The organism is Shewanella schlegeliana (assembly GCF_016765635.1).
Classification (GTDB): domain Bacteria; phylum Pseudomonadota; class Gammaproteobacteria; order Enterobacterales; family Shewanellaceae; genus Shewanella; species Shewanella schlegeliana.
This window is the reverse complement of sequence record NZ_JAESVD010000001.1, coordinates 195,447-219,842: the sequence shown is the minus strand read 5'-3', so window position 1 is coordinate 219,842 and position 24,396 is coordinate 195,447. Positions and strand designations below refer to the sequence as shown.

Below are 24,396 nucleotides of genomic sequence, written 5' to 3'. Positions count from 1 at the left end.
AAGCATCACCAATGCCTATTCAGTATTGAGTTTTTTCAGAAGCTTAGCGGGCGTTCCGCCAACCATAGAGTCCGGCGGTACATCTTGGTTAACCACTGAACCTGCAGCAACAATTGATCGAGCACCAATCGTCACTCCCTGGTTAATCACCACATTACCGCCAATCCATACGTCATCTTCAATGGTGATCGGTAAACAAAAGGTTTCCCAGCGACGTCGGCTCATATGGTTAACGGCATGAGACGCGGTATAAAATTGACAACTCGGCCCCACCATCACGTGGTTACCGATAGTAATTTTAGCACCATCAAGCATCACAGCGCCCATATTGATAAAGCTACCGTTACCAATCGTGATCTGTTTACCAAACTCACAATTAAACGGCTCTCGCACAATAGAGCCTTCACCAATATTATTGAGTAATTGCTTTATCAAGCACTGTGTCTCGCTAAAACCTAAACTATTGTTGATTTGCTTTTGCAATAAATAGGCATTGTCTCTTACCGCTGAAATTTCAGGATCGGCGCCATCAAACACTTCACCATTGAGCATTTTTGAATATTCGATCATTGCTTTATTTTTCTTATGTTATTTTAGAGTAGATTCAAAAAAGGCATAACTCAGTGTGATCAAGTTATGCCTTTTGTAGCATGTCGCTATTACGTCATTAGAACGTTTATCTTTCCCAGTATGACTCTTCTAAGCTGTCTTCACGCTCAGGCAAGCCACGAGAAAGTCTCGGGCTATGTTGGGCAAGCACTTCATAAGCCACGCGGTTAGCATACTTACAGATCTGCGAGAACGATGAATAACACAGTCCATCACGTTTATGCTTACTCGAACCAGGCACGTTAGTCTTGTGGAAGGTATTAGAGGCTAAGTCATGCAGCAAAGCGGCTAGTGCGCCATCACCAGCACCGTTGGTGTTACGGATAACTTCTGGGCCGCCCATATAAGGAGAGATATGAGCGTAAACCTTTAACGGTGAATCGCAATCTGCCTTTAATTTAGGACGAGAAAACTCGTAGCGGTTAAACTCAGGAATAGAGCCCGGTAGCAAGGTGTGGCTAGTTTCACGCTTCTCAGAGTCTTCAGTGTAGCCTGCGGTATAAAGTCCTAAAGGACCTGCAGTGGTTAACACCATATCACACCACTCTAATGCCGCTTCACTTGCCAATAACGGATCACTAAAGCCTGTTAGTGCTTCACCTTCATCTTCGTTCATCGCTAGAATAGTCACATGTTCTTTAATGAACTCCTGCCACCACTTTGGATCTTCTTCAATCAAAAAGCGCGTGCCAAGAGTCAGTACAACAGGGACATCGGCTTCTTTAGCGTAATTGATTGCTGTCATTGCCGCATCGGTGATCTGATCACCACCGCTAGCACGCATTAAATACGCAGTTAAAATCAGTGCAGAGCCGCCTTGAACCACTTCTTTATCGATATAAGTAGGCGTGAGTTGATCCATTGAGCCCTTGCTAATCGCAAAGGTACGCTCACCGCACTCAGAAATCAGTGTGAAACAGCGACCAATTGGACCCGCTACAGGTTGTAGGTAATTTAGATCGACTTTAGAAGAAGTGTTACATAGGTAACGATATGCATAGCTACCCACTTCAATATTTTTGCTCATGACGCCAAATAGTACAGAGCGATCATCGGCCAAAATTGAGTAGTTGTGAACTGTGTTTCCAATAGTACCACCAGCAAACTCATCACTGATCAACTCATTGCTTTTAAGCTCAGTATAAAGTGCATGGGCCTTGTCATCATCGATCAAGGTTGAGTTGCCTTTTGGCAGCTCATAGCGGCTCAATAACTCATCTTCCACTTTCGCCTCAATGTCTACAAGTGTCTGATCGATACCAGAAATGTAGGTTGAAATCGGTAGAGGCTGTTGGATCAACTGCGCAAGCAATGGATCACGGTTTTTAACTGGAAAATAATGTTTAGACTTACGCTGACCTGGAAACTTCATATTGAGCTCTCTTTCATTCGGCATCCATGCAAAATATAAATTAAAACGGGTAAGTTATCTCAAGCTGATCATTCTAATGCGAACAAGCAAACTCTGCACTTCTAACAGCTAGCCAGTGTAAAAATTCTACCCTCACTATTTGTTTATCTTAGTCACAACTAAGTAAAAACAGTGAACTTAAGGGGCTAGATGCGCGAAAAGGTGGGGGATTTTACCACACCCCACCTCTTTCGCTAGCTGAAATCACTATAGAACTCAGAAAATTTAATACCAACCTTTGGTCTGCTCTTGAACAAGCTTAGCTAAAAGCGTTATATGAGCAGGAGTATCGTTTAAACAATCTATAAATTCATATCGCTCTCCACCAGCCGATAAGAACTCCGCTTTACCCTCTTGGGAGATCTCTTCCAAAGTTTCTAGGCAATCGGATGAAAACGCCGGACACATAATGTCGACCGACTTAACTCCAGTCTTAGGTAAAGATTCTAGCAGCTCATCGGTCGCGGGTTTTATCCACTCCTCTTTACCGAATTGAGACTGGAAGCAAATACGCCACTGTTCTGAGGTCAATCCTAATGCTTCAGCCAATAACTCTGCAGTCGCTTGGCACTGCGCCTGATATGGGTCGCCCTCGGTGATATAGCGAAGTGGCACACCGTGAAACGACATCAACAACACATCGGCCTGACCTTTGACTTGCCAGTGAGCCTTAACCGACTCGGCGAGAGCTTGAATATAGGCAGGATGGTCAAAATACTGCTTATTGATGCGTAATTCAGGAATATTGCGCTCAGCTTTGAGTAGCTGGGCAACCGCATCATAAACAGGCGCAACAGTTGAGCAAGAGTACTGGGCGTAAAGTGGTAGAACGAAAATCTTTTCAACACCTTGAGACTTAAGACTATCGATCCCCGACTGCAATGATGGATTGCCATAGCTCATTCCCAACTCAACAGGAATAGTTTGCCCAAACGACTCATCTAAGCTCTGTTTGAGTTTCTCACGCTGTTTTTGGCTGATGACCATTAAAGGCGAGCCTTCATCCCACCAGATAGACTGATAGAGCTTAGCCACTTTAGCTGGGCGGGTATTAAGAATGATACCGTTTAAGATCGGCTTCCAGATCCACGGAGAAAGGTCGACAACGCGAGGGTCGCTCAAGAACTGCTTGAGGAATTTTTTGACGTCAGGAGCGGTAGGTGAATCGGGGGTACCTAAGTTTACTAATAACACACCAAACGGTGGGGCTAAGTCACTCACATGAATTCTCTTTTTAGCAAGATATTCGCTTCAGGCTATCATCGCAAAAAACATAAAAAAAGCCCATTTTCATGGGCTTTTTAAAATATGAGAACTAGCTCATAAACACATTGTTACTTAGCCATATCTGGCCTAGTCGCAAGTTGCTTAGAAATAGATTAGCGCTAATTTAGCTTAGTGCTGCAACAATCTCTTCGCTAACCGTCGCAACAGACTGAGTACCGTCGAACTTGTTATAAGTTACGTCGCCTTTAGCCGCTACTGCGCCGTAGTATTCTACTAATGGCTTAGTTTGCTCATGATAGATATCAAGACGCTTACGTACTGTTGATTCTTCATCATCAGGGCGGATAGCTAGGTCTTCACCTGTCACGTCATCTTTACCTTCAACCTTAGGTTGGTTGAAAACGATGTGATAAACACGGCCAGAACCTGGGTGAACACGACGACCGCTCATGCGCTTTACGATCTCTTCGTCTGGCACATCAATTTCAATCACGTGATCAAGAACGATACCACTTGATGCCATTGCATCTGCTTGTGGAATAGTACGTGGGAAACCGTCTAGTAGGAAACCTTTAGCGCAATCATCTTGTGCAACACGCTCTTTTACTAGGCCGATGATCAATTCATCAGAAACCAACTGACCCGCATCCATTACTTTCTTAGCTTCTAAGCCTAGTGGCGTGCCCGCTTTTACTGCAGCGCGTAGCATATCTCCAGTTGAAATTTGAGGAATACCGTACTTTTCCATAATGAATTGGGCTTGAGTACCTTTACCGGCACCTGGGGCACCTAATAGCATAATGCGCATCTGAATCTTCCTCTTAATTTCGCACTGTGATCCCCATATCTCTCTAAGGCGTACACTGAAGCCGCCTAGGTGATGGGTATAGTTCTGTTTAGGCGGCGATCTTCGCACAAATAGCCGCTATTTTGAAGTAATTTTCATTCGACTTTAGCATCAATCAGCTGAAAAATACTTTGACACGAATTAATAAAGTAAGGTGTAGAGCTTGCGCCGATACTGATTTGCCAAACTGTTACCTTGACCCAATGCGGTCAGTATCTCTAAAAACAACCCCTTCACTTTACCGTCCAATGCCGATACATCTGTTTGCAGAGGCGTAAATAACAGCTCTAAGGCTTCATCGTTACGCCCAGCTTGATGTAACGCTTTAGCGAGATCTAACACCAACTCCAGATTACCGGGCGCCTTATCGACCGCTTGCTGCAGGTTTCGGATCTCCGGCGTATCGGCGGCATCCAGTGCCAAGGCAAGTTTTGCCTTGAGGCTTTGGTAGTAACCGTCTTGATCCGCAAGACCGACTGAGTCAAGTAGAGCTTTAGCGTCTTCAAGCACGCCCAAGGATAGATACACATCTGCTAACGCGAGGGCGATTTCTGCAAGTGGGTTTTCCCCATAAGCATCTTTTAGCAAAGGCAGTGCCGCAATGGCATTTTGCTCGGCGAGGAATACTCGCGCCTGATTAAGCTTAAGTTGCCACTCGGCTGGTAGGTGCTTATCGAGCATCTCCATTATTTGTGCCGCCTCTTGCACACCAGCAAAACCATCGACAGGTTTACCTTCATGCAAAACTAACGTCGTTGGCAGGCTTTGAATTTGGAAATAGTTGGCTATCTCCATCTCCAGCTCACAGTTCACTTTAGCCAACACAAAGCGCCCAGCTTGCTGCTGTGTAATACCTTCTAGGGTTTGCATCAATGCAAGACTCTCTGGACTTTGACTCGCCCAAAAAGCCATCACAACGATCTTCTCCATCGAGGCATCGACCACTTGTTGGATATTTTCTTTAGTCAGTTCTAGAATCGATTCCATAACTTTCCTCTAATATTCTAGATTTGTAATAAAAAAAGAGGCAGTTTAACTGCCTCTTTAATCATAGCCTTTGTTTACTTAACGCTAGCTAATAACATCTGGTTCACTAACTTAATAAACGCCGATGGATCTGCAAGGCTACCTTTTTCAGACAATAATGCTTGCTGTAGCAGTAACTCAGACCACTGGGTAAATAGCTGTTCATCTTGTTCGTCGTTCAAACGCGCAACCAGCGGATGCTCAGGATTTAGCTCAAATGTAGGCTTAGGCTCAGGCACATCTTGGCCAGCAGCCTGCATTAGCTTAATCATCTGAGTCGACATTTCACCTTCGCCAGCAACCACGCACGCAGGGGTGTCAGTTAGACGCGTTGTGACTTTAACTGCAGAGACTTTATCACCTAAGCAGTCTTTGACGCGCTTCACTAGGCCTTCAGATTCTGTTTCTAGCTTCTCTTGCGCCTCTTTTTCGCTCGCATCTTCAAGCTCACCTAGCTCAAGATCACCACGAGTCACTGAGTGCAACTTCTTACCATCGAACTCAGTTAAGTGGTTAATCAACCACTCATCGATACGCTCAGACATCAATAGCACTTCGATGCCTTTCTTGCGTAACAACTCAAGATGCGGGCTATTAGCAGCGGCTTCATGACTGTCGGCGACGATGTAGTAGATCTTAGATTGACCTTCTTTCATGCGTTCGATGTAATCAGCCAGCGATACATTTGCAGTCGCTTCGCCAGTGTGAGTCGACGCAAAGCGCAGTAGTCCGGCAACACGCTCTTTGTTGACAAAATCTTCGGCTGGGCCTTCTTTTAGCACTTGGCCAAACTCGGTCCAGAAAGACTGGTACTTCTCAGCATCGTTCTTAGCAAGCTTTTCTAACATGCTTAGAACACGCTTAGTTACAGCAGTACGCAGTGCCGTTGTCACCTTGTTATCTTGCAAGATTTCACGTGATACGTTTAGCGGCAGATCATTCGAGTCAATCAAACCCTGCACAAAACGCAGGTAGCTAGGCATAAACTGCTCGGCATCGTCCATCACGAATACACGCTGAACGAATAGCTTTAGGCCATGCTTACGGTCACGGTTCCATAAGTCCCAAGGTGCTTTAGCTGGGATATAAAGTAAGCTTGTGTACTCTTGCTTACCTTCCACGCGGTTGTGGCTCCACAGCAGTGGATCAGTGTAATCATGAGAAATATGCTTGTAGAACTCTATGTACTCTTCATCAGACACATCGTTCTTGTTGCGAGTCCAAAGCGCTGTCGCCTTATTCATCGCCTTCCAGCTACCTTCTGTCGCGGCAACAGCTTCGGTATCTTCTGTCGCTTCAATTGCAGGCGTGCCCTCTTCATACATCTCTACCGGTACAGAGATATGGTCAGAGTATTTAGTGATGATTGAACGTAGACGGTAATCGTCTGCAAACTCTTTTTCATCTTCACGAAGATGTAGGGTAATTTCAGTACCACGGCTCTGCTTAGAGATAGTCTCTACCGTAAAGTCACCTTCACCAGCAGACTCCCAAAGCACCGCTTCATCGGCACTATGGCCTGCAGCACGGGTGCGCACAGTAACTCTGTCAGCAACAATAAAGGCTGAGTAGAAACCAACACCAAACTGGCCAATCAACTGAGAGTCTTTAGACTCATCACCAGACATGTTCTTAAAAAATTCTGCAGTACCTGACTTTGCGATTGTTCCTAAGTGTTCAATCACACCATCGCGAGTCATACCGATACCGTTATCTTCAATTGTTACGGTACCTTTCTCTTTATCGGCACTGATACGAACGCGCAGCTCGCCGTCACCTTCATAAAGGTCATCGTTTGTTAGGGCTTCATAGCGTAGCTTATCGGCAGCATCGGCAGCGTTAGATACTAACTCACGCAAAAAGATCTCTTTGTTAGAGTACAAAGAGTGGATCATCAAATGTAGTAGTTGTTTGACTTCAGTTTGAAAGCCATGGGTCTCTTGTTGTGACATGAAATGTTCCCTTTTAAAAAATCAGTTTAAGTAAAGCTTGCTTAAGAGATGGGGCTAGAAAAATACATTTCAAGGGATAAATCTGGCATTGCCTTCAATTGCACAAAAAAAATCCAGTCTACGGCAATTCGCTGACTGGATTTTACTTTATAAAAGCATAACGCTCTCTAGATAGGTAACCGTCCATTAAAGGACAAGGCTAAGGTTGTGCTATCGACATACTCAAGCTCCCCACCAACAGGGACGCCGTGGGCAATACGGCTGACCGTAAGATTGTGACGCTTTGCCATATCGGCAATATAGTGCGCGGTTGCATCGCCTTCAACCGTTGGGTTAGTGGCTAAGATAAGCTCACTCACATCACCAGATGCTAGGTGCTGTTCAAGTAATGCAAGTCCAAGCTCTTCGGGTCCAACACCATCAAGCGGTGACAAGTGCCCCAATAATACAAAATAGCGACCAGTAAAATGGCCACCCGCTTCAATAGCGAGTACATCGGCCGGCGTTTCAACCACGCAAATTACATCCGAATGACCACGCTTAGTGCTCACGCAAATTGGACAATAGGTTTCTTCAGTAAAAGTTCGACATGACTGGCAGTGCCCCACATCAGACATGGCCTTGGCTAATGAATCAGCAAGTTTAGCGCCTGCCTTGCGGTCACGCTCTAAAAGCTGAAATGCCATTCTTTGGGCAGACTTAGGGCCGACGCCAGGTAAACAACGAAGTGACTGGATTAGCTCATCAACGAGTGGACTAAATTTCATTTAACGTTCCGCTTAGAAAGGCACCTGCATGCCAGATAAAATGGTCGATGAGCTGTACAACACGTGAGGAATCCCTTCACTAAGACAACTCATCATAAAATTAGCGTCAGATACTAACATAGAATCTGAAAGTTTAACCCTTTATCAGGCAATACATGGGCTACATAGAGCCTCTGTGCTCATCATAGCGCGACTATTTCAGTTCAATGGCTTTCACATCAAATGCAACTATCGATGCTCTCCCCTCTACACTCGCTCGCATACCTGAACGAATAATCTTCCAGTAAGCTCTATCTTCCAAACAGACAGTGCCTGAGAACTGCTCGATATTAACACCGCCCTTGCAGTTCTTACCCCAGTAACTCTCGCGCTTATCGGAAAAGACAATGTCTATCTTGGCAGGCTTTGCGTTAACAAGGTGCAATAAATGACAGCCACCAGCAACGAGGGCAAAGCTAAGCACAAAATTACCAACAATGATTGCTAACACTTGCTTGACCGGACTCTGACCCATTTGCTTCGTACGTTTTCGACTATTCGGTGACATGGCTTGCAACAGCAATATAGGAAGCGTTACTACGTAAGTGACTCCCGCCGCAATATAAGCGGAATAGAAAAGCTCATCTCGCCAGATTAGATCGGAGAAAAACATAAAAGAGAGTAAACCGAAACAAGCTGCGCCGATGTAAGCGATCCCAAAATACTTCACAACGTTGTCCAAACAAGTACTTTGAGGAAAGTAATGCTCGATAAAATTGTCTAAGCTCATAGCCAAGAGGCGTTGTAGATGCTCTTCAAGCTCACTAATACTGACAAAACCGAACTCCTTTTGACGCTCTGTACCTTCTTTAGTGCAGGTCGCAAACAGCGCTAATAAGCCCTCCTCTTTACTGAGCAGGTCATAGGTAAAGATAATCTCAACTTGTTTTACTTTTGCCTGAACAAGCAACATAGGCATGGTCAGTGCACCGCTTGGCTCACTAACTTCTGTCGCGCCAGCGCTGTGCTTGCTACCAAGATCCAACTCCTCAAAGACAACTGTCTCCATGATCTCTTTAAGCCGATGCTTTAAGCTGGTTCGATTGGTTACTGCACCAAACTCTTGGGTTTGGCCACTGGCTAGCTCTAGTGATAGCGAACTTATCTTCATGGTTAAAATACCTGTTCTAACAGTGCGCTAATTTGATTGTTTTTGTCACCACTCCAACGATGCATGGCTTTACTGTTTCTATAAGTTTGGTCAGCGATGGCTTTTTCTTGGGGTGTCAAATGCTCTGTTACTTGTTTAACTAGGCTACGAGCCTGAGAAAAATTATTATCTCTAGCGTAACGTCCCCAAAGGTAAGCTTGGCTATAATCGCCTAAGTTATAATAATAAACCGCCAAATTATGTTGAGCTGCGGGGAAGGAATGTGCCGCCGCTTTTTCAGTCCAAAATAATGACTTTATCTGACTTTGCGGTACGTAATGTCCGAAGTGGTATAGCAAGCTTAAGTAGTATTGGGCGAAGGCATTATCGCTATTTTTGCTAAACCAATAATAAGCCTGCTGGTAATTATTAACCGTTGTCAGATCGTAGAAATAGAGAGTAGCCAGTGACAGTTGGCTACCCACATCGCCTTGTTGTGCTGAAGGCTTGAAAAATGCTCTCGCTGCAGAGTAACGCTTATCATTAAAGAGGATAAAACCCAGTTCGCGCGCCTGTTCAACAGTCACTTTATCGCTATATTTCTCAATACCACTCAGGGCTATTGGCGGAGCACCAAACAGGGAATTGAAGATAACAATGACGATGAATATGGCTAAGGAGAAGCCTAGCCCCTTGAGTTTTTGTTTCACGCTATTATCCATTTTGGCAAACTATTCATCTAATCGAGCTATTCATCTAGTTAAACTCCCAACGAATATAGCTGCACCTAGGGCTGAAAGCTGAGGGAGATAAAACGAATGGAGTCTGACATAGGGCGATTATGCTCGCAAGAAAGTTAACTTAACCAACTGAAAGTATGTGATTTGTATCAATCAGCATTGTCATTGCAGACTCGATATAAATTTTAAATACAAAAAAGCCCAAGATAATCTTGGGCTTCTCTGGTGTTTAATTGCTTGTATTTTGCCCTATTGGGATCTCTCCAATTTAACAGCAACTCACCACGAAGAAAGGCAACAGAACAAACCGTTAGCGCCTTTTATCTTTACCTTCGTGAAAGCGCTGCATTTTGTGGTGAGATTAGTGCTTTTTAAACGTTATGCTTATACAACATAAACGCTTGGTGATCACAGATACTTTCAGCGTTCGCTAACTCGTTTCTGCACAGAAATACGTTAGCTCTAAAACTCTGAAAATGACCGCAGGCGTTAGGAAAAGTGCGGCAATCTGATATGCACTAAATACTGACATCAACAGGTTTAGTGATACCCCATTAATAACTAGCTCTTCCCGGAGTCGGAGGTGAAATCACTCCAAAGCACACTCCAGGCACTAACATCTATTTGGTTTTTTGAATTATTTTTTCACAAAAAGCCTTTTATTCCCTACATTATTTTACACAAAACACAGCCACACCGTTCTCACCTAAACCACTGATTACTAAACCCACAACACCAAGCTGCGCACATACCGTTCTCACAACCGTCCAATGCAACCCTGTTTTTCTATATTTAACAAATGCTTATACGCACAAAATGTGATTAACCCTCCTTTTTTTTGTTACAAATTTCTGCAACAATCGCGGCGAACGTTAATAGAAATTAGCGGCTTTATTACAAATTAGGGGTTGATCTATGAAATGTGTAACAAGCATATCGACAGTTTCGTCATCGAACTCTCCACCTACCTGACTATCCATAAGTTTTAGATATTACTAATAAACATTTTTAATTTTGAGTTTGGCCTTCAAATATAGGCTGACAAATTACTAATCGGAAGTAACGGCAATGTTAAATAAATCAACAGTTGCGATCGCTATTATCACCATGCTTAGTGCTGGTTCAGTGAACGCTGTAATGTTAGAGGGTGAAAGTCAAGGTGACCACGTTCGCTTATATGGCGAAGTAGGCGTAGGGGGCCATTTTGATACTCATGCAGATTACAACCACGATGAGTTCTACGATACCAAGGGCTATGTAGATGATAGCTTTGCGACTCTGGGGGTAACGGGGCAACGTCAACAATTTACTTATCGTCTAGAGCTAGACTACCAACGCCGTAACTGGCTTGGCGGCGACGGTGAGTTCGAATTGGCCATCGACAAGTTGTACGTAGGTTATCTCTTTACTGAACAACAGTGGATCGAGCTAGGCCTAACCGATACTGCATTCGATGATTACGACCACTTTGGTGATTTCACCTTCAACAAATCCATTGAAACCGGTGAAGCTGGCGACCAAGAAAATACCGTTAAGTACCAAGCAAAGTTTGAACATCTTATTTTTGGTGCTTCTTACTCATACGATGGCGAACACAAAAGTGGTGCCCTGCAAGGTGACATCATTAACGGTTATATGGGATGGATGTCTGACTTTTTATCTGTCGTAGTTGGCGTAGAAACTCGTGGCGGCTCTAACGGCATCAGTAAATATGGTGAGCAAAAACTAATAGGTTTGGGTGCACGCCTGAAACTGATGTCAAACTTTTCTATTGGTTTAAATGGCTTTTTAGAAGATGAAGACTTGTCTACACGTAAAAGCGGTGAAGTACACCTAGATTATCAAACCTTCCGCAACCATGGATTAACGGCCAGTGCCAAGTACGACCTGAATGAACACTGGGAAATAATCAGCTCAATAAACCACGAAGAGTACGAAGGGTGGGATCTACTCGCTCCGAACTACGACTATTCAGAACTACCACCTGAATACGGTAAAGAGCGTCGTTGGGCTAGTTTAGGTTTTAACTATCGCCCAGCTCGTGACATCGTGCTTTCTCTTGAAGGTCGAGTTGGTGAAGCCCCAGAAGCTGGCTACGCATACGTGCGTATGTACTTCTAGTCCTAATCGTATTCAATTTTATAGAGTCTACTATGAAGAAAAGTTTCCTATCGCTGGCCATTGCCAGCACCATCAGCATGGGCGCCTTTGCTGGCGTTGAAGACTTGCTGATCACTGAAATGACCCAAAGTACCGATGCAAATGTGGGCGCGGTTGAGATCACTAATACTGGCTCAGATGCCTTCACTTTCACCGATGACATTACTGCTTACCAACGCTCTAGCGGTAAGTACGACAACGAATTGCTTAACGCTGATGCTAAGCCGCTGTTAACTGGCCAGACGCTTGCACCTGGTGCTTCTATGGTGGTTGTTAATAGCAGAGCCAGTGAAGAGTTTCGTAATGCCATTACGGCTCAAGGTGGTACCGTTGTTATCTCTACCTATGACAGCAGCAATAAGTACAACAACCTGTTTATGACAAGTGATGACGGTTTCTTCCTGAAAAATGGTGATACCGTTATCGACCGTGTTGGAGCCGCGAATGAGACTAGCAAGTGGGCCCCGAATACCACTTTGCGTCGTAAAAAAGCAGCTGATGGCAACACCCCAGCTCAATCAGGCACCTTCGATGCGACCAAGTGGCAGAACATCTTACCAATGAGATTCGATGATTTAGGTAAATCAGAGCTGCCTGCCGCTGATGCTGATGACATCATGGACATCTTCACATGTCCAACAGATAGGAGTGAAATTAAGGCTCCTAGCGAAGTCCAAGGCACAGGCTTTACCTCGCCTTTAATTGCCGAAGGTAAGACAGAATCAGATGAAAAAGTGGCCGTAGAGGGTATCGTCTCAGCTAAGGTATCTATTCCTAATGAAGGTTTCTATCTACGCAATATTGCCTCTGATAACAACCCAGAGACTTCCGATGGCATCTTTGTTAGTTCTAGCGCTGCAGGTGATCTAAAAGTGGGTCAGACTGTTTGTATTGGCAGTAAAGTGGCTGAATTTGAAGGTCAGACTCAACTGTCTGCAGACACGGCATTTAGCTGGAACGTTACTGATACTGACATCTTAACTCAGCCTATCGATATTGAGGTTATTAGCTCTGATAATGGCTCTTTCGATAAGACGTTGGAGCGTTACGAAGGTATGTTGGTTAACCTGCCTACAGATCTGGATCCTCAGACTGAAGGCGACCAGGATATGCGTATTACTCGCAGTTTCAGCTACAACTACCTGTTAAGTAGCAAAGGGCATAACCGCAATAACATGGTGGCGGCTTATAAGCGCCCTAACTTGCAGCCCAACCATTTGCATGTTGCAGGAAGCCCTGAGTCTAAGGCGGCCTATGAGCAAAATAATGACTATCGTTTAGTTATTGAAAGTGCCACTAAGTCCAACGGCACTGAGTTGCCTTATTACGCTGGTTTTAACAGTGACCCACACACCAACTATATCCGTATCGATGATAGTATCGTTAACGCACAGGGTGTGATCAGTCAATATGAAACTGAGTTGATCCCAGGCACTGATAAGTATGATCAGGACTACAGCCTGACTATAACCAACCAGTTAACTAGCGATAACTTTATTCACAATTTACCGCGTACTGAGACACCAGATCTGCAAGATACTGTGGCAGAAGATGATTTTGCTATCCGCATTTCTAGTCAGAACCTGTTTAACTTCTTTAACTCTCCTTTCGGTGGCGACAACAACAATTTTGGTCAGAGCCGAGGCGCAGATAGCTACGATGAATACATTAACCAGAGAACTAAGCTGGTAGAAATTATTCGTGCTCAGGATGCCGATGTCATGGCGCTGATGGAGATTGAAAATAACGGTTTTGGCGATGCGAGTGCCATTGCTGAGATTGTGAATCAGGTCAATATCCAGTATGTGGATGAGAGACCTCAGGATTACAATGGTCCTAACTCTACCGAGAACCGTTATGTGTTTGTTGGCTTTGACAACAATGGCAATCAAATGTTGGATAACCTTGACGCCATTGGTTCTGACGCTATTGCAACAGGCATCATATATCGCCCAAGTAAGATGAGCATTGAGCGCACTCGCGTTATCCCTATGCCTCAGCAGAAAGCGCCGACCATAGTGAACGACTTAGGTGAGGTGATCAAAGATCAAAACAAGGAAATTCTAGAGAACGGTCAGAACTACCACCGTGACGCCTTGGTTGTAACCTTTATCGTTAACCAAACAGGCAAGCGCTTGACCCTAGCTGTAAATCACCTTAAGTCAAAAGGCTCTACTTGTTGGGAAGAATGGCAAGGTGTTGAGTTTGGTAATGCTACCACCTGGAACAACCGTACAGCCCCAGATCTAGACTACCAAGGCTCTTGTGCTGAGTTCCGCGTAGCTGGTGCCGTGCACTTAGGTGAAGAGATGGAAGACGTTCCTGGGGATAAGATCATCCTTGGCGACTTGAACGCCTATGGTAAAGAAGATCCTGTATTAGTTCTTACCGAGAACCCACGCAACAAAACGATCGTTACCGCTAGTCACACTTTCCTTGGACCTAAGCCTCAATTTAACGAAGATGGCTCTCCAGTCATCATCACTAAAACTTATGGCTACATCGATATCGTCGGTGAAAAGCTCATGGAAAAGGGCAAGACGCCTTGGAGTTACTCTTTCAGTGACGAAATAGGCTCACTTGATCACATCTTGATCTCGCCTTCTCTGAAAGACCGCGTGATTGATGCCACTGACTGGCATGTTAATGCTGCAGAAACCGGCCTGTATGACTATCAAAATCGCTTTAAAGGTACCATCGACGGTACTGGAACGCATAAGTTCTACAAAGAGGACATCTATCGCGCATCTGATCACGATCCTGCACTAATTACCCTGAGCTATAAGCCAGGTGATGCGGATCCTAACGTGCCTCTTAACCTGCCAAAGCTTAGAAAGCTAATCAAGGTTCCTTACCAGATCCCAACGGGTATTTCGACTCAAGTTGGGGATGTCGCAACCGTCAGTATGAGTCCTGATGATGATGAACAGCGTTTAGATTTAAGCCAAATGGTGCTGCCTAATGTGGTGCTTTCTGATGACTCAACTGCATTGGTCAATTTCGAGGTCTTTGGTGCCCCATCAGCTATCTACAAGGTGACCGTAAGGCTACAGCGAGATGGAAAACTTGTAGCAGGGTCTGAGCAATCTTTCCTAGCGAAGGTATCTAACCGCGACTCCTTGATTGCTGACATTGTAGAAGAAGAAAGCGATCAAACTGGTGGTGACGGTAGTGCTGGTAGCACAGGTTTCATCAGCTTGTTATCCCTGTTCGGGCTGGCAGCTATGCGCCGTCGTCTTCGCAAATAAGCATTGTTCTCGACAATGAAGCGCCAGCTTTCGGGCTGTGCGCTTCCCTTAAAAGATTCAAAAGAGATAACATTATGAGAATTAAAATGAGTGCAGTTGCCACAGCGACTGCCATGTTTTTGGGCACCCTTTCCACTGCCGCCAATGCTAATCTAGTTATTACTGAGTACATCGAAGGTAGCAGCAGCAACAAAGCGCTGGAGATCTCCAATGTAGGCAACAGCACCCTCGATCTGGATGCCAACGTTTACAAGCTAACGCTGTTTAGCAATGGAAAAACTGAGCCTGGTAATACCGAGATGCTAACAGGCACTCTCGCACCTGGTAAGAGCATCGTTTTTCACAACTCTGGTGCGGCCGATGCCTTCAAAGTGGGCAACGCTTCTACCATAACTTACTTCAACGGTGACGATGCCTTGGTATTGACCAAGGATGATGCTGTGATCGACCGTTTTGGTAAATTGGGCGAGGATCCAGGCTCTGCTTGGACAGATCCAAATAACGCCGATTTCTCCAGTGCTAATAAGACGCTGCGTCGCAAAGCCAGTGTTACCACTGGTGATACCGATGCTGCAGCTGTCTTCCCAACGGGTGACCAATGGCTAGTGTTTGATACTGACACATCTGATGGCCTAGGCTGCGCAGGTGAAAGCGCTTGTAGCGCCGAAGCCACTCCAGGCTTACTGTTGATTACCGAATACATCGAAGGCAGCAGCAGCAACAAAGCGATTGAAATCTCCAACGTTGGTGGCACTGCTATCGATCTGGATGCCAACGTTTACAAACTGACGCTATTTGGCAATGGTAAGACAGAGCCAGGTAATACCGAGACGCTGTCGGGCACGTTGGAGCCAGGAAAGAGCCTTGTTTTCCATAATTCTGGTGCTGCTGATGCGTTCAAAGTCGGCAACGCTTCTACCGTAACTTACTTCAACGGTGACGATGCCCTAGTATTGACAAAAGATGATGTGGTTATCGATCGCTTCGGTAAGCGTGGTGAAGATCCGGGCTCAGCTTGGACTGATCCAAACGACGCAAATTTCTCCACCGCGAATAAGACCCTACGTCGTAAAAACAGTGTCACTGCTGGTGACACCGTTGCCGAAGCTGACTTCCCAGGAGCCAACAACCAGTGGGTCGTATTCGATGTCGATACCTCTGATGGCCTTGGTTGTACTGGTGAGAGTGCCTGTGATGGTTCAGTAACGCCTCCAGAACCAGAGCCAGAAACAGGTCCTTGCACTAACTGCGAGACTCTGACTCCGGTTGCCGACCCTACTACATTCAATGGTGAGATCTATTACTCTGATGTACTGAGTGGCGATTTTGCCAATGCAGATGAGCTTAAGAATGCCCTGTCAATAATCATTGCTAAAGATCACAAGTATCTGACCTATAAGCAGGTTTGGAGCACACTGACCTACGCTGACCAAGATCCGACTAACGATAAGAATGTTATCGAGATCTACACGGGTAATTCAATTTCCAAGTACGACAACCAAACCAGTGGTAGCGGTGCGGGTAAGTGGAACCGTGAACACGTTTGGGCTAAAAGCCATGGCTTCCCTAGTGACTCTCAATGGGGCTACACCGATGCGCATCATCTTCGTCCTTCAGATCCTGGCATCAACACTGCGCGAAGCAATAATGACTTTGGTGCATGTAGAGACACTGGTGAAGAAGTTCTGTTTAACGGTGTAGGTACGGGTAACTATCTAGACAAAACGACGGACTGCTGGGAGCCTCGCGATGAGGTGAAAGGCGACGTAGCTCGTATGATCATGTATATGGATACTCGTTATCAGGGTACCGATACTGCTACAACTAATATGCCTGATTTAGTAGCAGTAGATCGTCTAACGACTACTGCTGAGGATAGCGAACCGCTGATCGGTACGCTTTGTACTCTGTATGCTTGGAACAAGTTAGACGCTGTTGATACCTACGAGCAAAACCGTAACAACCAGGTATACAAATACCAGGGCAACCGTAACCCCTTCATTGACCGCCCAGAGTTAGTGCAGCAAGTGTATGGTGCAGCCTGTGGTGACGATCCAAACCCTGGTTTGATAGTCGAAGGTGATATTGTTACTCCTGAGAGTGTAACTGAAGAGTCTGCATATACCATCGATGCTTCTGCAGTCACAGCTGGCGAAGGTGTTACTCTTACTTACAAGTGGGAGCAGATTGTTGGTGAAGAGAAGCTCCTTGTTGGCGACAAGGCTATATTGTCTCTGACTGCACCTATGGTTAAAGCCGACGAGACTTTGAACTTTACGTTGACCATCAGCAACGGTACTTTGGAAACAACCAAAGCTGTTAGCCTGATTGTGACTAACGTGCCTCTGACTTTAGATATATCGTTTAGTGGCAACACTCTGGTGACTGAAGGTGATAAAACTTCCATCACTGCGACTGTAGCTGATGCTCCAGAAGGTACGAGCTACAGCTGGAAGCAGGTATCTGGAAACACGGCAGTGTTTACAGGTACAGGTCTAACACTTGATGTGACTAGCCCTAGCGTAAGTATTGATCAAGTTCTTGTGTTTGAACTCACGGCAACTGTTGGCGAAGAAAGTCTCAGCGAATCTGTTAGCATTGAGGTGAAAAACACCGAAGAACCAGGTTGGACTAAGCCTGATGGGGCGGGTAGTTTAGGTGGCCTTATGACTCTGCTGCTACCGCTAATGTGGTGGCGTCGCCGCCAAGGCTAATGATCAGTTAAGCCTATAAAAAGCAGCACTGGGAACACTCTGGGTGCTGCTTTTTTAACTTTACAGACGTTGTCTAAACCTCGCCTTATGCCCTTTGTTCTCAGCATGAGAAATCAGCCATTAAGTCAAGTGACAACGCTTATCTGAATAATATTGAAGGATTATTATGAATACTTCACTCCGTCCTTCTTGCCTGCTTCTTACTGGCTCAGCCATCGCTCTAGCGATAGCATTGAGCGGTTGTGGTAAGAAAAAGGTGGAAGAGGCGCCTAAGGTAACAGCATCTATCGCCTGTCAAGCCGCTGGTGATGACTGTAAGCGCTTCACCTTACTTCATACCAATGATCACCACGGCCGTTTTTGGCAAGGCTCTAGAGGTGAGTATGGTATGGCTGCGCGAAAAACCATTCTCGACCAAATTCGTAAAGAGGTCACCGAGCAAGGTGGGGAAACGTTACTGCTCTCAGGTGGCGATATTAACACTGGCGTACCTGAGTCTGATCTTCAAGACGCCGAGCCAGATTTTATCGGTATGAACCACCTTGGCTATGACGCCATGGCTGTGGGTAACCATGAGTTTGATAATCCATTGACGGTGATGGATAAGCAGAGAGGCTGGTCAAAATTTCCTTGGTTATCGGCCAACATCTATCGCCAAGTCGATGGTGAATGGCAACGCTACTTCGACCCCTACAAGCTATTCGAGATCCAAGGCTTGAAGCTAGCCGTAGTCGGCCTGACTACTGAGCATACCGCTGAGATAGGTAACCCAGAATTCGTTAAAGATCTTAAATTCACTTCTGCTCAAGCTGAGGCGAAAAATATTTTGGCAGAGCTAGAAGAGAAGCATCAACCGGATCTTGTTTTTGGTCTCACCCATATGGGGCACTATGAAAATGGAAACCATGGTAGTAACGCGCCCGGTGATGTTGCTCTTGCTAAAAGCCTAAAGCCAGGCCAGATCCAAGCAATCATTGGCGGACATTCACAGTTGCCTGTTTGTATGGAAGGGAACACTGGTGAGTATGTAGAAGATTACGGTCGAGATGAGCCTTGTAAACCTGATCGTCAAAATGGCACTTGGATCATGCAAGCCTACGAGTGGGGCAAGTTTGTTGGTCGCGCCGATTTTGAATACTATGGTGGTAAGCTACACTTGGCAAACTACGAGTTGGTACCTGTGAATACAGAAACCAAGTTTGGCTCCTACTATCCGCCTCATATGCTAACGCCTAAGGATAAAGAAACTCTTGAGCTACTTCGCCCTTATCAACGTAATGGGCAGCTGCAGTTGAGAGAGCAAATTGGTGTTGCAAAGGCTGACTTCATTGGTAAGCGTAAGGTTGTTCGTTACCAAGCTACGCCTCTGGGGATGATGATTGCACACGCTCAAACTCAGCTTCCTATCCCCGCAGATTTTGGGATCATGAACTCAGGTGGTATTCGCGCCACCATAAAGAAAGGGCCTATCCGCTATCGTGATGTGCTTAAGGTACAGCCTTTTTCCAACAGTGTGACTGTGACCGAGATGAATGGCGCCGAACTGAAAAAGTATTTGTCTAGGGTTGCGCTTAAGACTCGAGGCTCGGGAGGCTTTGCTCACTTCAGCGGCATCAAGATGACCGTTGACTGTAAAGCTAAAGATGTCGATATCAGAACTGTTGGTGGCAAGCCCTTCAAGCTCACTGAAAAATATCGATTTACCCTTCCGAGCTACAACGCTGCGGGCGGTAATAAGTACCCCAAGTTGAAGGAAAAGGCGAGAGACACCGGCTTTATTGATGCAGATATGCTTTATCAATTCATTAAGAAGCATGACACGCTCGATCCTGCCAACTATGACAGAGCGAAAGATGTCCGCTATATCAACTCCAGAAGTTCTGATGGCTGCGGCAGTTAATCTTATCAGTTGATAAAGTTAATCAGCTAATACCTTAGGCCTCAAAACTGAGCCCAACATTTCGATTGGGTTCTGTTTTTTAAGGTATACGTTCGGCAAACTACACCTAGCCTTTTTGTAGATTCCAAGGTAGTCAGTTATTGATGATAGGGGCTGACCCATCGTGGCTAGCAGGACAGATGGGGCATTCTGACTGGGGAATGATCCGTAAGATCTATGCAAAATGGATCAAAGCTGCGAAACCAGACTACGTCAATGAGTTAGCTGACAAGTTAAATCAGACCTACTAGACATCAATACCTCGTAAGCAGAAACAAAAAAGCTCAAGCAAATTGCTTGAGCTTTTTTAGTTTTTAATCGCTCGGATTTGGTCCCTATTTGGCCCTATCCAATCTAATGGCTTAAATACACCATTAAAACAGCAACTTAAACTTAGAATGGCATCTTCATGCCTGGTGGTAGTTGCATACCGCCAGTCACTTCAGCCATTTTCTCTTTTTGATTCTCTTCAACGCGGCGAGCTGCATCGTTACACGCTGCTGCGATAAGATCTTCTAGCATCTCTTTGTCATCTTCAAGTAGGCTTGAGTCGATATCGACTTTACGTACGCTGTGAGAGCCAGTCATAGTCACTTTTACAAGGCCAGCGCCAGCTTCGCCAGTCACTTCCATGCGTGCGATCTCTTCTTGCACTTTAGCCATTTTGTCTTGCATCATCTGGGCTTGCTTCATCAAGTTGCCCATACCGCCTTTTCCAAACATACTCTAATTCTCTTCTATTATTTATCACAACAAATAAAGTGGGCTAATCTTACTAAAAAAATAGTGATTAGCAATGAAAGCTGAAATTCAATTGTAAAAATTATGACTCAGTTAACCGCTTAAAGTTCGCTATATCGATCAACTCAATCAGTTTTCCTTTCTGCACCAATAACTCAGGTGCATAAGTCAAGGAGTCATCCGTTAACTGAGCCCCCATATTTTGGGTCAGCCAGCGTATATTGTCATCAGTCATCAAGTCATGGTGCGCCTGCACTAAAATCTCTTTATGAAAACGTCGTCTGACTTCAAGTGGCGTTTCTCGAGTGCTATCGAGTCCGACGGTGACATTGACCGTACACGGCTCTCCTAACGCACTGCTCATCGCTTCTTCTAGCTGCTTAATCGCAATATCGGCCGCTAGATGTTTTTGATCAGGCTTTAATAGTAACGATAGCGGTTGTTCAAACTGATGACAGACTGAATTGACCGCTAACTGACGCACACGACCACCGACTTCTAGCTCAGACATAAACCGATACCACTTAAGGTCCACCTCATTCCCACTTACTTCACCACTGGGTAATACTGGTAAGTTTAGCTCAGCATCCTGAACAGGAGATGAATCAGCTGTTGTTTGCTCTTCGCTAATCTCTGATTGCTTAACTTCAACCTCTTGAGCTTGACTCTCTACCTTTGCTGCTTTCCCTGTTGTTGGAGCATCAAATCGCGTACAAGGGTCCGTCTCATGTGGCTCTTCCCAAGGTGGTCTGTCGTTCAGCTCTGACTGGATTTCAGCATTCTGTTCTTGGCTATGTTCTTGACTATAGCTTTGACCTTGAGTTTGAGCTTCACTTGCATGAGTGCTCTGCTCTGATGAGGCCTCATCCTGGTTAAGGTTCTGATTAACTTCAGGCTGCTTTCTTGCCGGAGGCGTAAAAGGCTTACGAACCTCTAAGGACTTTTTTGAGGATTCCTCCTTAGGATCATCCTCTCCTAATCCCTCGAGTAAACTGGCTCTGGCTGCAAGCACCGCATCCAAAATATCATCACCCGAGGCCAAGTTTGCATCAGCGGCTTCAGGGGTTGACGCTACAGCCACTGACTGAGTCTGCTGATTCGCCTTGTTGTCACTCTCTTGTGGCTGCACAGATGATTCTTGGTTGAGCTGATAACTTAGCTCATCACCATTATCGAAGCCGTAATGACTATGTTGGTCATTATATGAGTCAGTATTCGCGCCGTCATAAGCGCCTGCATAATCTGCATAGGATGCTAAATCGTCATCGCCATAATCAGCATATGAGTTTTCGCTAGCTGCACTCTCTTGTTCTGTCTTAGCTACTTCCTGTGGCGTCGACTCTAGCTGCTTAGTCGCTCCGCTAGACACCTCTACGTTTTCAGCAGTCTCAACGACCTCCGCAACCTCTGCGCCATCTGAACGCTTATCGTCTACTGTTGGCTCAAGCGCTTCACTGGCTTCATCCTGGTTAAACCCCTGACTCTGAGCCTGGCTCATTATCATCGCCATTTCACTATTGAGACTATCAACGGCTTCTTCTGTCGTTGCAGCTTCATTACTTGACTGTTCTGACTTTAGCTCTGATGAATCGACTACAGCAGGCTCTACAGGTTGAGCTTGTGGCTTTTTGTCCACAGACGGTGTCGCAGTATCAGGGCTAGCGGAGTACTCGGTCGCATCTTGTTTTTCGGCTGGCGCGACAGGCTTAACCGCAGTCGCTTGTTCGGTTAACGCTGGAGTCTCGCTGACTTCGGGCAAGCTTATCTCAGATTTAGTTCCCACCGCCCAACGTGTCACTGGTTTTTCAGGTACGAAAGTTACCGCTCGAAGCAGCGCCATCTCAAGCCCTGACTTTGGATCGGGAGCATGAGGTAAGTCTTTACGCCCCGTTAGTAGCAACTGATAGTAAAGCTGTACTTGTTCGGCAGAAAGTTGCTGTGCAAACACCTTTATCTGCTCGCTATACAGCGACATCTGCGCCGCTGCAGGTGCAAATTGCGTCAATGTGATCTGATGTAACAGCTCAAGTAGGCTGCGCAGCACCTCTTCTGGTTCTGCGCCAAATGACAACACTTTTGCCGTAACTTGCATCAAATCCATCACATCGGCTTTGGCAAGAGCTTCTAACAGTGCAATGACATGTTTCTCATCGATACTGCCGAGCATAGTTTGCACTTGCTCGAGTTTGACTTGGCCAGCCCCGAATGCAATCGCTTGATCTGTAAGACTTAACGCATCACGCATACTTCCGTTAGCCGCTTTCGCCAACAGAGTGAGTGCCGATGGCTCGAAACTCAGTTGTTCTGCCGTTAAAATATGGTTTAACTGCGCTACTATCTCGTCTTGCGTTAAGCTCTTAAGATTAAACTGCAAACAGCGAGATAAAACCGTTACAGGCAGACGCTGTGGATCGGTTGTTGCCAATAAGAATTTTACATGCTCTGGTGGCTCTTCTAGCGTTTTAAGCAATGCATTAAAACTGCTTCGAGACAGCATGTGTACTTCGTCAATAAGATAGACCTTATAGCGACCACGGCTCGGTCTGTACTGCACGTTATCAAGCAGTTCTCGGGTATCATCAACCTTGGTTCTTGATGCTGCATCGACCTCAATTAGGTCAACGAAGCGCCCCTCGGCAATTTCAACGCACGCAGAACACTTTCCACATGGCGTAGCAGTTACGCCTTGTTCGCAGTTAAGTCCTTTGGCAAAAAGACGTGCAAGACTGGTCTTCCCGACTCCTCGAGTACCGGAAAACAGATAAGCATGATGTAATCTTTGCTGAGTGAGCGCGTTGGTTAATGCATGTAAAACATGAGACTGACCAACCATTTGCTCAAATGTGGCAGGGCGCCATTTTCTGGCCAACACCTGATATGACATGGAACTCCCCAACGTGTCATGAATATGGTTTCGGGAGCACGCTCCTCGACATCGTTGAACAATAGCATGCAACGCTTTTACATGCTATCTCAAGCGTCTAAGGAGCGATTTGGCGGTGATAAATTCACCTTTTAAGATAAAGAATCGACAGTTTATTCGACTCTCTATCAAAGCTGCGAGTTACTGCAGCCTAATAGCTTATTCGCCTTCGAACTCACAAAGGCTCACTAACTTAAGATCCATTTTCTCAAGACGCTGCTCACCACCAAGGTCAGGCAATGAAATGACGAAAGCGGCATCGTTTACACTTCCGCCTAACTGACGAATAAGTTTAACTGTCGCTTCGATAGTACCGCCAGTTGCAAGTAAGTCATCGATAACCAACACTTTATCTTCGGCATTAATCGCATCAACATGGATCTCTAGCACGTCATGACCATATTCAAGCTCATAGCTCTCTGAAATCGTCTCTCTTGGTAGCTTACCTGGCTTACGAACAGGTACGAAGCCAATGCCTAATTCTAGAGCTAGAGGCGCACCAAACAAAAAGCCACGTGCTTCAGTACCGACAACTTTAGTAAAGCCTTGATCTTTATAGTGGTCGACTAAAAGGCCAATGGTGTGTTTATACGCTTGTGGATCTTCTAATAAGCTAGTCACATCTCTAAACAAGATCCCCTCTTTAGGATAGTTAGGGATGGTTTTAATGCTGTTCTTTATTAGTGCCAAGCTGTCAGTATTCATTACCATAATTCTTTACTTAATCTACTTTAGTTTGCTGACATCCCCAGCTCCAAATTTGATTATGCCGGTTTAGATGTCATCGAAGTGTAAAAATCGGCATCAAGCTTAAGCCGCTTTATAGTGAGTTGCAACCTACTATCACGAGAAGTGTAGTCTCTGTCTAAGGTATTTTATCTGTCGATTGTTCATATTGGAGAAGATAGTTACAGGCGAGTAACAATTGAGTTTAAATTTCAATATGATGAAACAATACAGTGA

Annotated in this window: 17 protein-coding genes; 5 read left to right on the top strand and 12 right to left on the bottom strand. The window is 45.4% G+C overall.

What is annotated here, in order from left to right:
• Nucleotides 1-15: 15 nt before the first annotated feature.
• From JMA39_RS01035 to JMA39_RS00995, 9 genes are all read right to left on the bottom strand, one after another.
• On the bottom strand, nt 16-570 hold the full coding sequence (locus tag JMA39_RS01035) for a sugar O-acetyltransferase (RefSeq protein ID WP_202719985.1): 555 nt from the start codon (nt 568-570) through the stop codon (nt 16-18).
• Between the two features lie 106 nt (nt 571-676).
• The gene (locus tag JMA39_RS01030; RefSeq protein WP_202719984.1) at nt 677-1,981 is read right to left on the bottom strand and encodes an inosine/guanosine kinase; all 1,305 of its coding nucleotides are present in this window, start codon (nt 1,979-1,981) and stop codon (nt 677-679) included.
• Between the two features lie 264 nt (nt 1,982-2,245).
• Nucleotides 2,246-3,241, bottom strand: a complete 996-nt coding sequence (gene hemH / locus JMA39_RS01025) for a ferrochelatase (RefSeq protein WP_202719983.1) — start codon at nt 3,239-3,241, stop codon at nt 2,246-2,248.
• Between the two features lie 169 nt (nt 3,242-3,410).
• A complete protein-coding gene (adk, locus tag JMA39_RS01020; RefSeq protein ID WP_202719982.1) occupies nt 3,411-4,055 on the bottom strand; it encodes an adenylate kinase in 645 nt (214 codons plus the stop codon).
• 180 nt (nt 4,056-4,235) lie between these two features.
• Nucleotides 4,236-5,081, bottom strand: coding sequence for a tetratricopeptide repeat protein (locus JMA39_RS01015; RefSeq protein WP_202719981.1), 846 nt, complete (start codon nt 5,079-5,081; stop codon nt 4,236-4,238).
• 74 nt (nt 5,082-5,155) lie between these two features.
• The gene (gene htpG, locus JMA39_RS01010) at nt 5,156-7,072 is read right to left on the bottom strand and encodes a molecular chaperone HtpG (protein WP_202719980.1); all 1,917 of its coding nucleotides are present in this window, start codon (nt 7,070-7,072) and stop codon (nt 5,156-5,158) included.
• 167 nt (nt 7,073-7,239) lie between these two features.
• Nucleotides 7,240-7,839 (bottom strand): recombination mediator RecR, encoded by a 600-nt coding sequence (recR, locus tag JMA39_RS01005; RefSeq protein WP_202719979.1) that lies wholly within the window; start codon nt 7,837-7,839, stop codon nt 7,240-7,242.
• Nucleotides 7,840-8,032: 193 nt separating this feature from the next.
• A complete protein-coding gene (locus tag JMA39_RS01000; protein WP_202719978.1) occupies nt 8,033-8,989 on the bottom strand; it encodes a hypothetical protein in 957 nt (318 codons plus the stop codon).
• A 2-nt stretch (nt 8,990-8,991) separates the two neighbouring features.
• A complete protein-coding gene (locus tag JMA39_RS00995) occupies nt 8,992-9,678 on the bottom strand; it encodes a tetratricopeptide repeat protein (RefSeq protein ID WP_202719977.1) in 687 nt (228 codons plus the stop codon).
• 1,098 nt (nt 9,679-10,776) lie between these two features.
• Here JMA39_RS00995 and JMA39_RS00990 point away from each other — a divergent pair.
• From JMA39_RS00990 to JMA39_RS00970, 5 genes are all read left to right on the top strand, one after another.
• On the top strand, nt 10,777-11,829 hold the full coding sequence (locus JMA39_RS00990) for a porin (RefSeq protein WP_202719976.1): 1,053 nt from the start codon (nt 10,777-10,779) through the stop codon (nt 11,827-11,829).
• A gap of 32 nt (nt 11,830-11,861) precedes the next feature.
• Nucleotides 11,862-15,116 (top strand): ExeM/NucH family extracellular endonuclease, encoded by a 3,255-nt coding sequence (locus JMA39_RS00985; RefSeq protein ID WP_202719975.1) that lies wholly within the window; start codon nt 11,862-11,864, stop codon nt 15,114-15,116.
• Between the two features lie 74 nt (nt 15,117-15,190).
• Entirely contained in the window at nt 15,191-17,830 is a 2,640-nt protein-coding gene (locus JMA39_RS00980; protein WP_202719974.1) for an endonuclease, read from the top strand.
• A gap of 166 nt (nt 17,831-17,996) precedes the next feature.
• Nucleotides 17,997-19,730 carry a bifunctional UDP-sugar hydrolase/5'-nucleotidase UshA gene (ushA, locus tag JMA39_RS00975; protein WP_202719973.1) on the top strand — a complete coding sequence of 578 codons (1,734 nt, stop codon included), beginning with the start codon at nt 17,997-17,999 and terminating at the stop codon, nt 19,728-19,730.
• Nucleotides 19,731-19,870: 140 nt separating this feature from the next.
• Complete coding sequence (locus JMA39_RS00970) at nt 19,871-20,020, top strand: hypothetical protein (RefSeq protein ID WP_202719972.1); 150 nt, start codon at nt 19,871-19,873, stop codon at nt 20,018-20,020.
• Nucleotides 20,021-20,162: 142 nt separating this feature from the next.
• Here JMA39_RS00970 and JMA39_RS00965 read toward each other — a convergent pair whose 3' ends face one another.
• The 3 genes from JMA39_RS00965 to apt form a co-directional block, all read right to left on the bottom strand.
• A complete protein-coding gene (locus JMA39_RS00965) occupies nt 20,163-20,492 on the bottom strand; it encodes a YbaB/EbfC family nucleoid-associated protein (protein ID WP_202719971.1) in 330 nt (109 codons plus the stop codon).
• A gap of 100 nt (nt 20,493-20,592) precedes the next feature.
• Nucleotides 20,593-23,394, bottom strand: a complete 2,802-nt coding sequence (gene dnaX / locus JMA39_RS00960; protein ID WP_202719970.1) for a DNA polymerase III subunit gamma/tau — start codon at nt 23,392-23,394, stop codon at nt 20,593-20,595.
• A gap of 198 nt (nt 23,395-23,592) precedes the next feature.
• Nucleotides 23,593-24,144 (bottom strand): adenine phosphoribosyltransferase, encoded by a 552-nt coding sequence (apt, locus tag JMA39_RS00955; RefSeq protein WP_202719969.1) that lies wholly within the window; start codon nt 24,142-24,144, stop codon nt 23,593-23,595.
• Between the last annotated feature and the right edge of the window lie 252 nt (nt 24,145-24,396).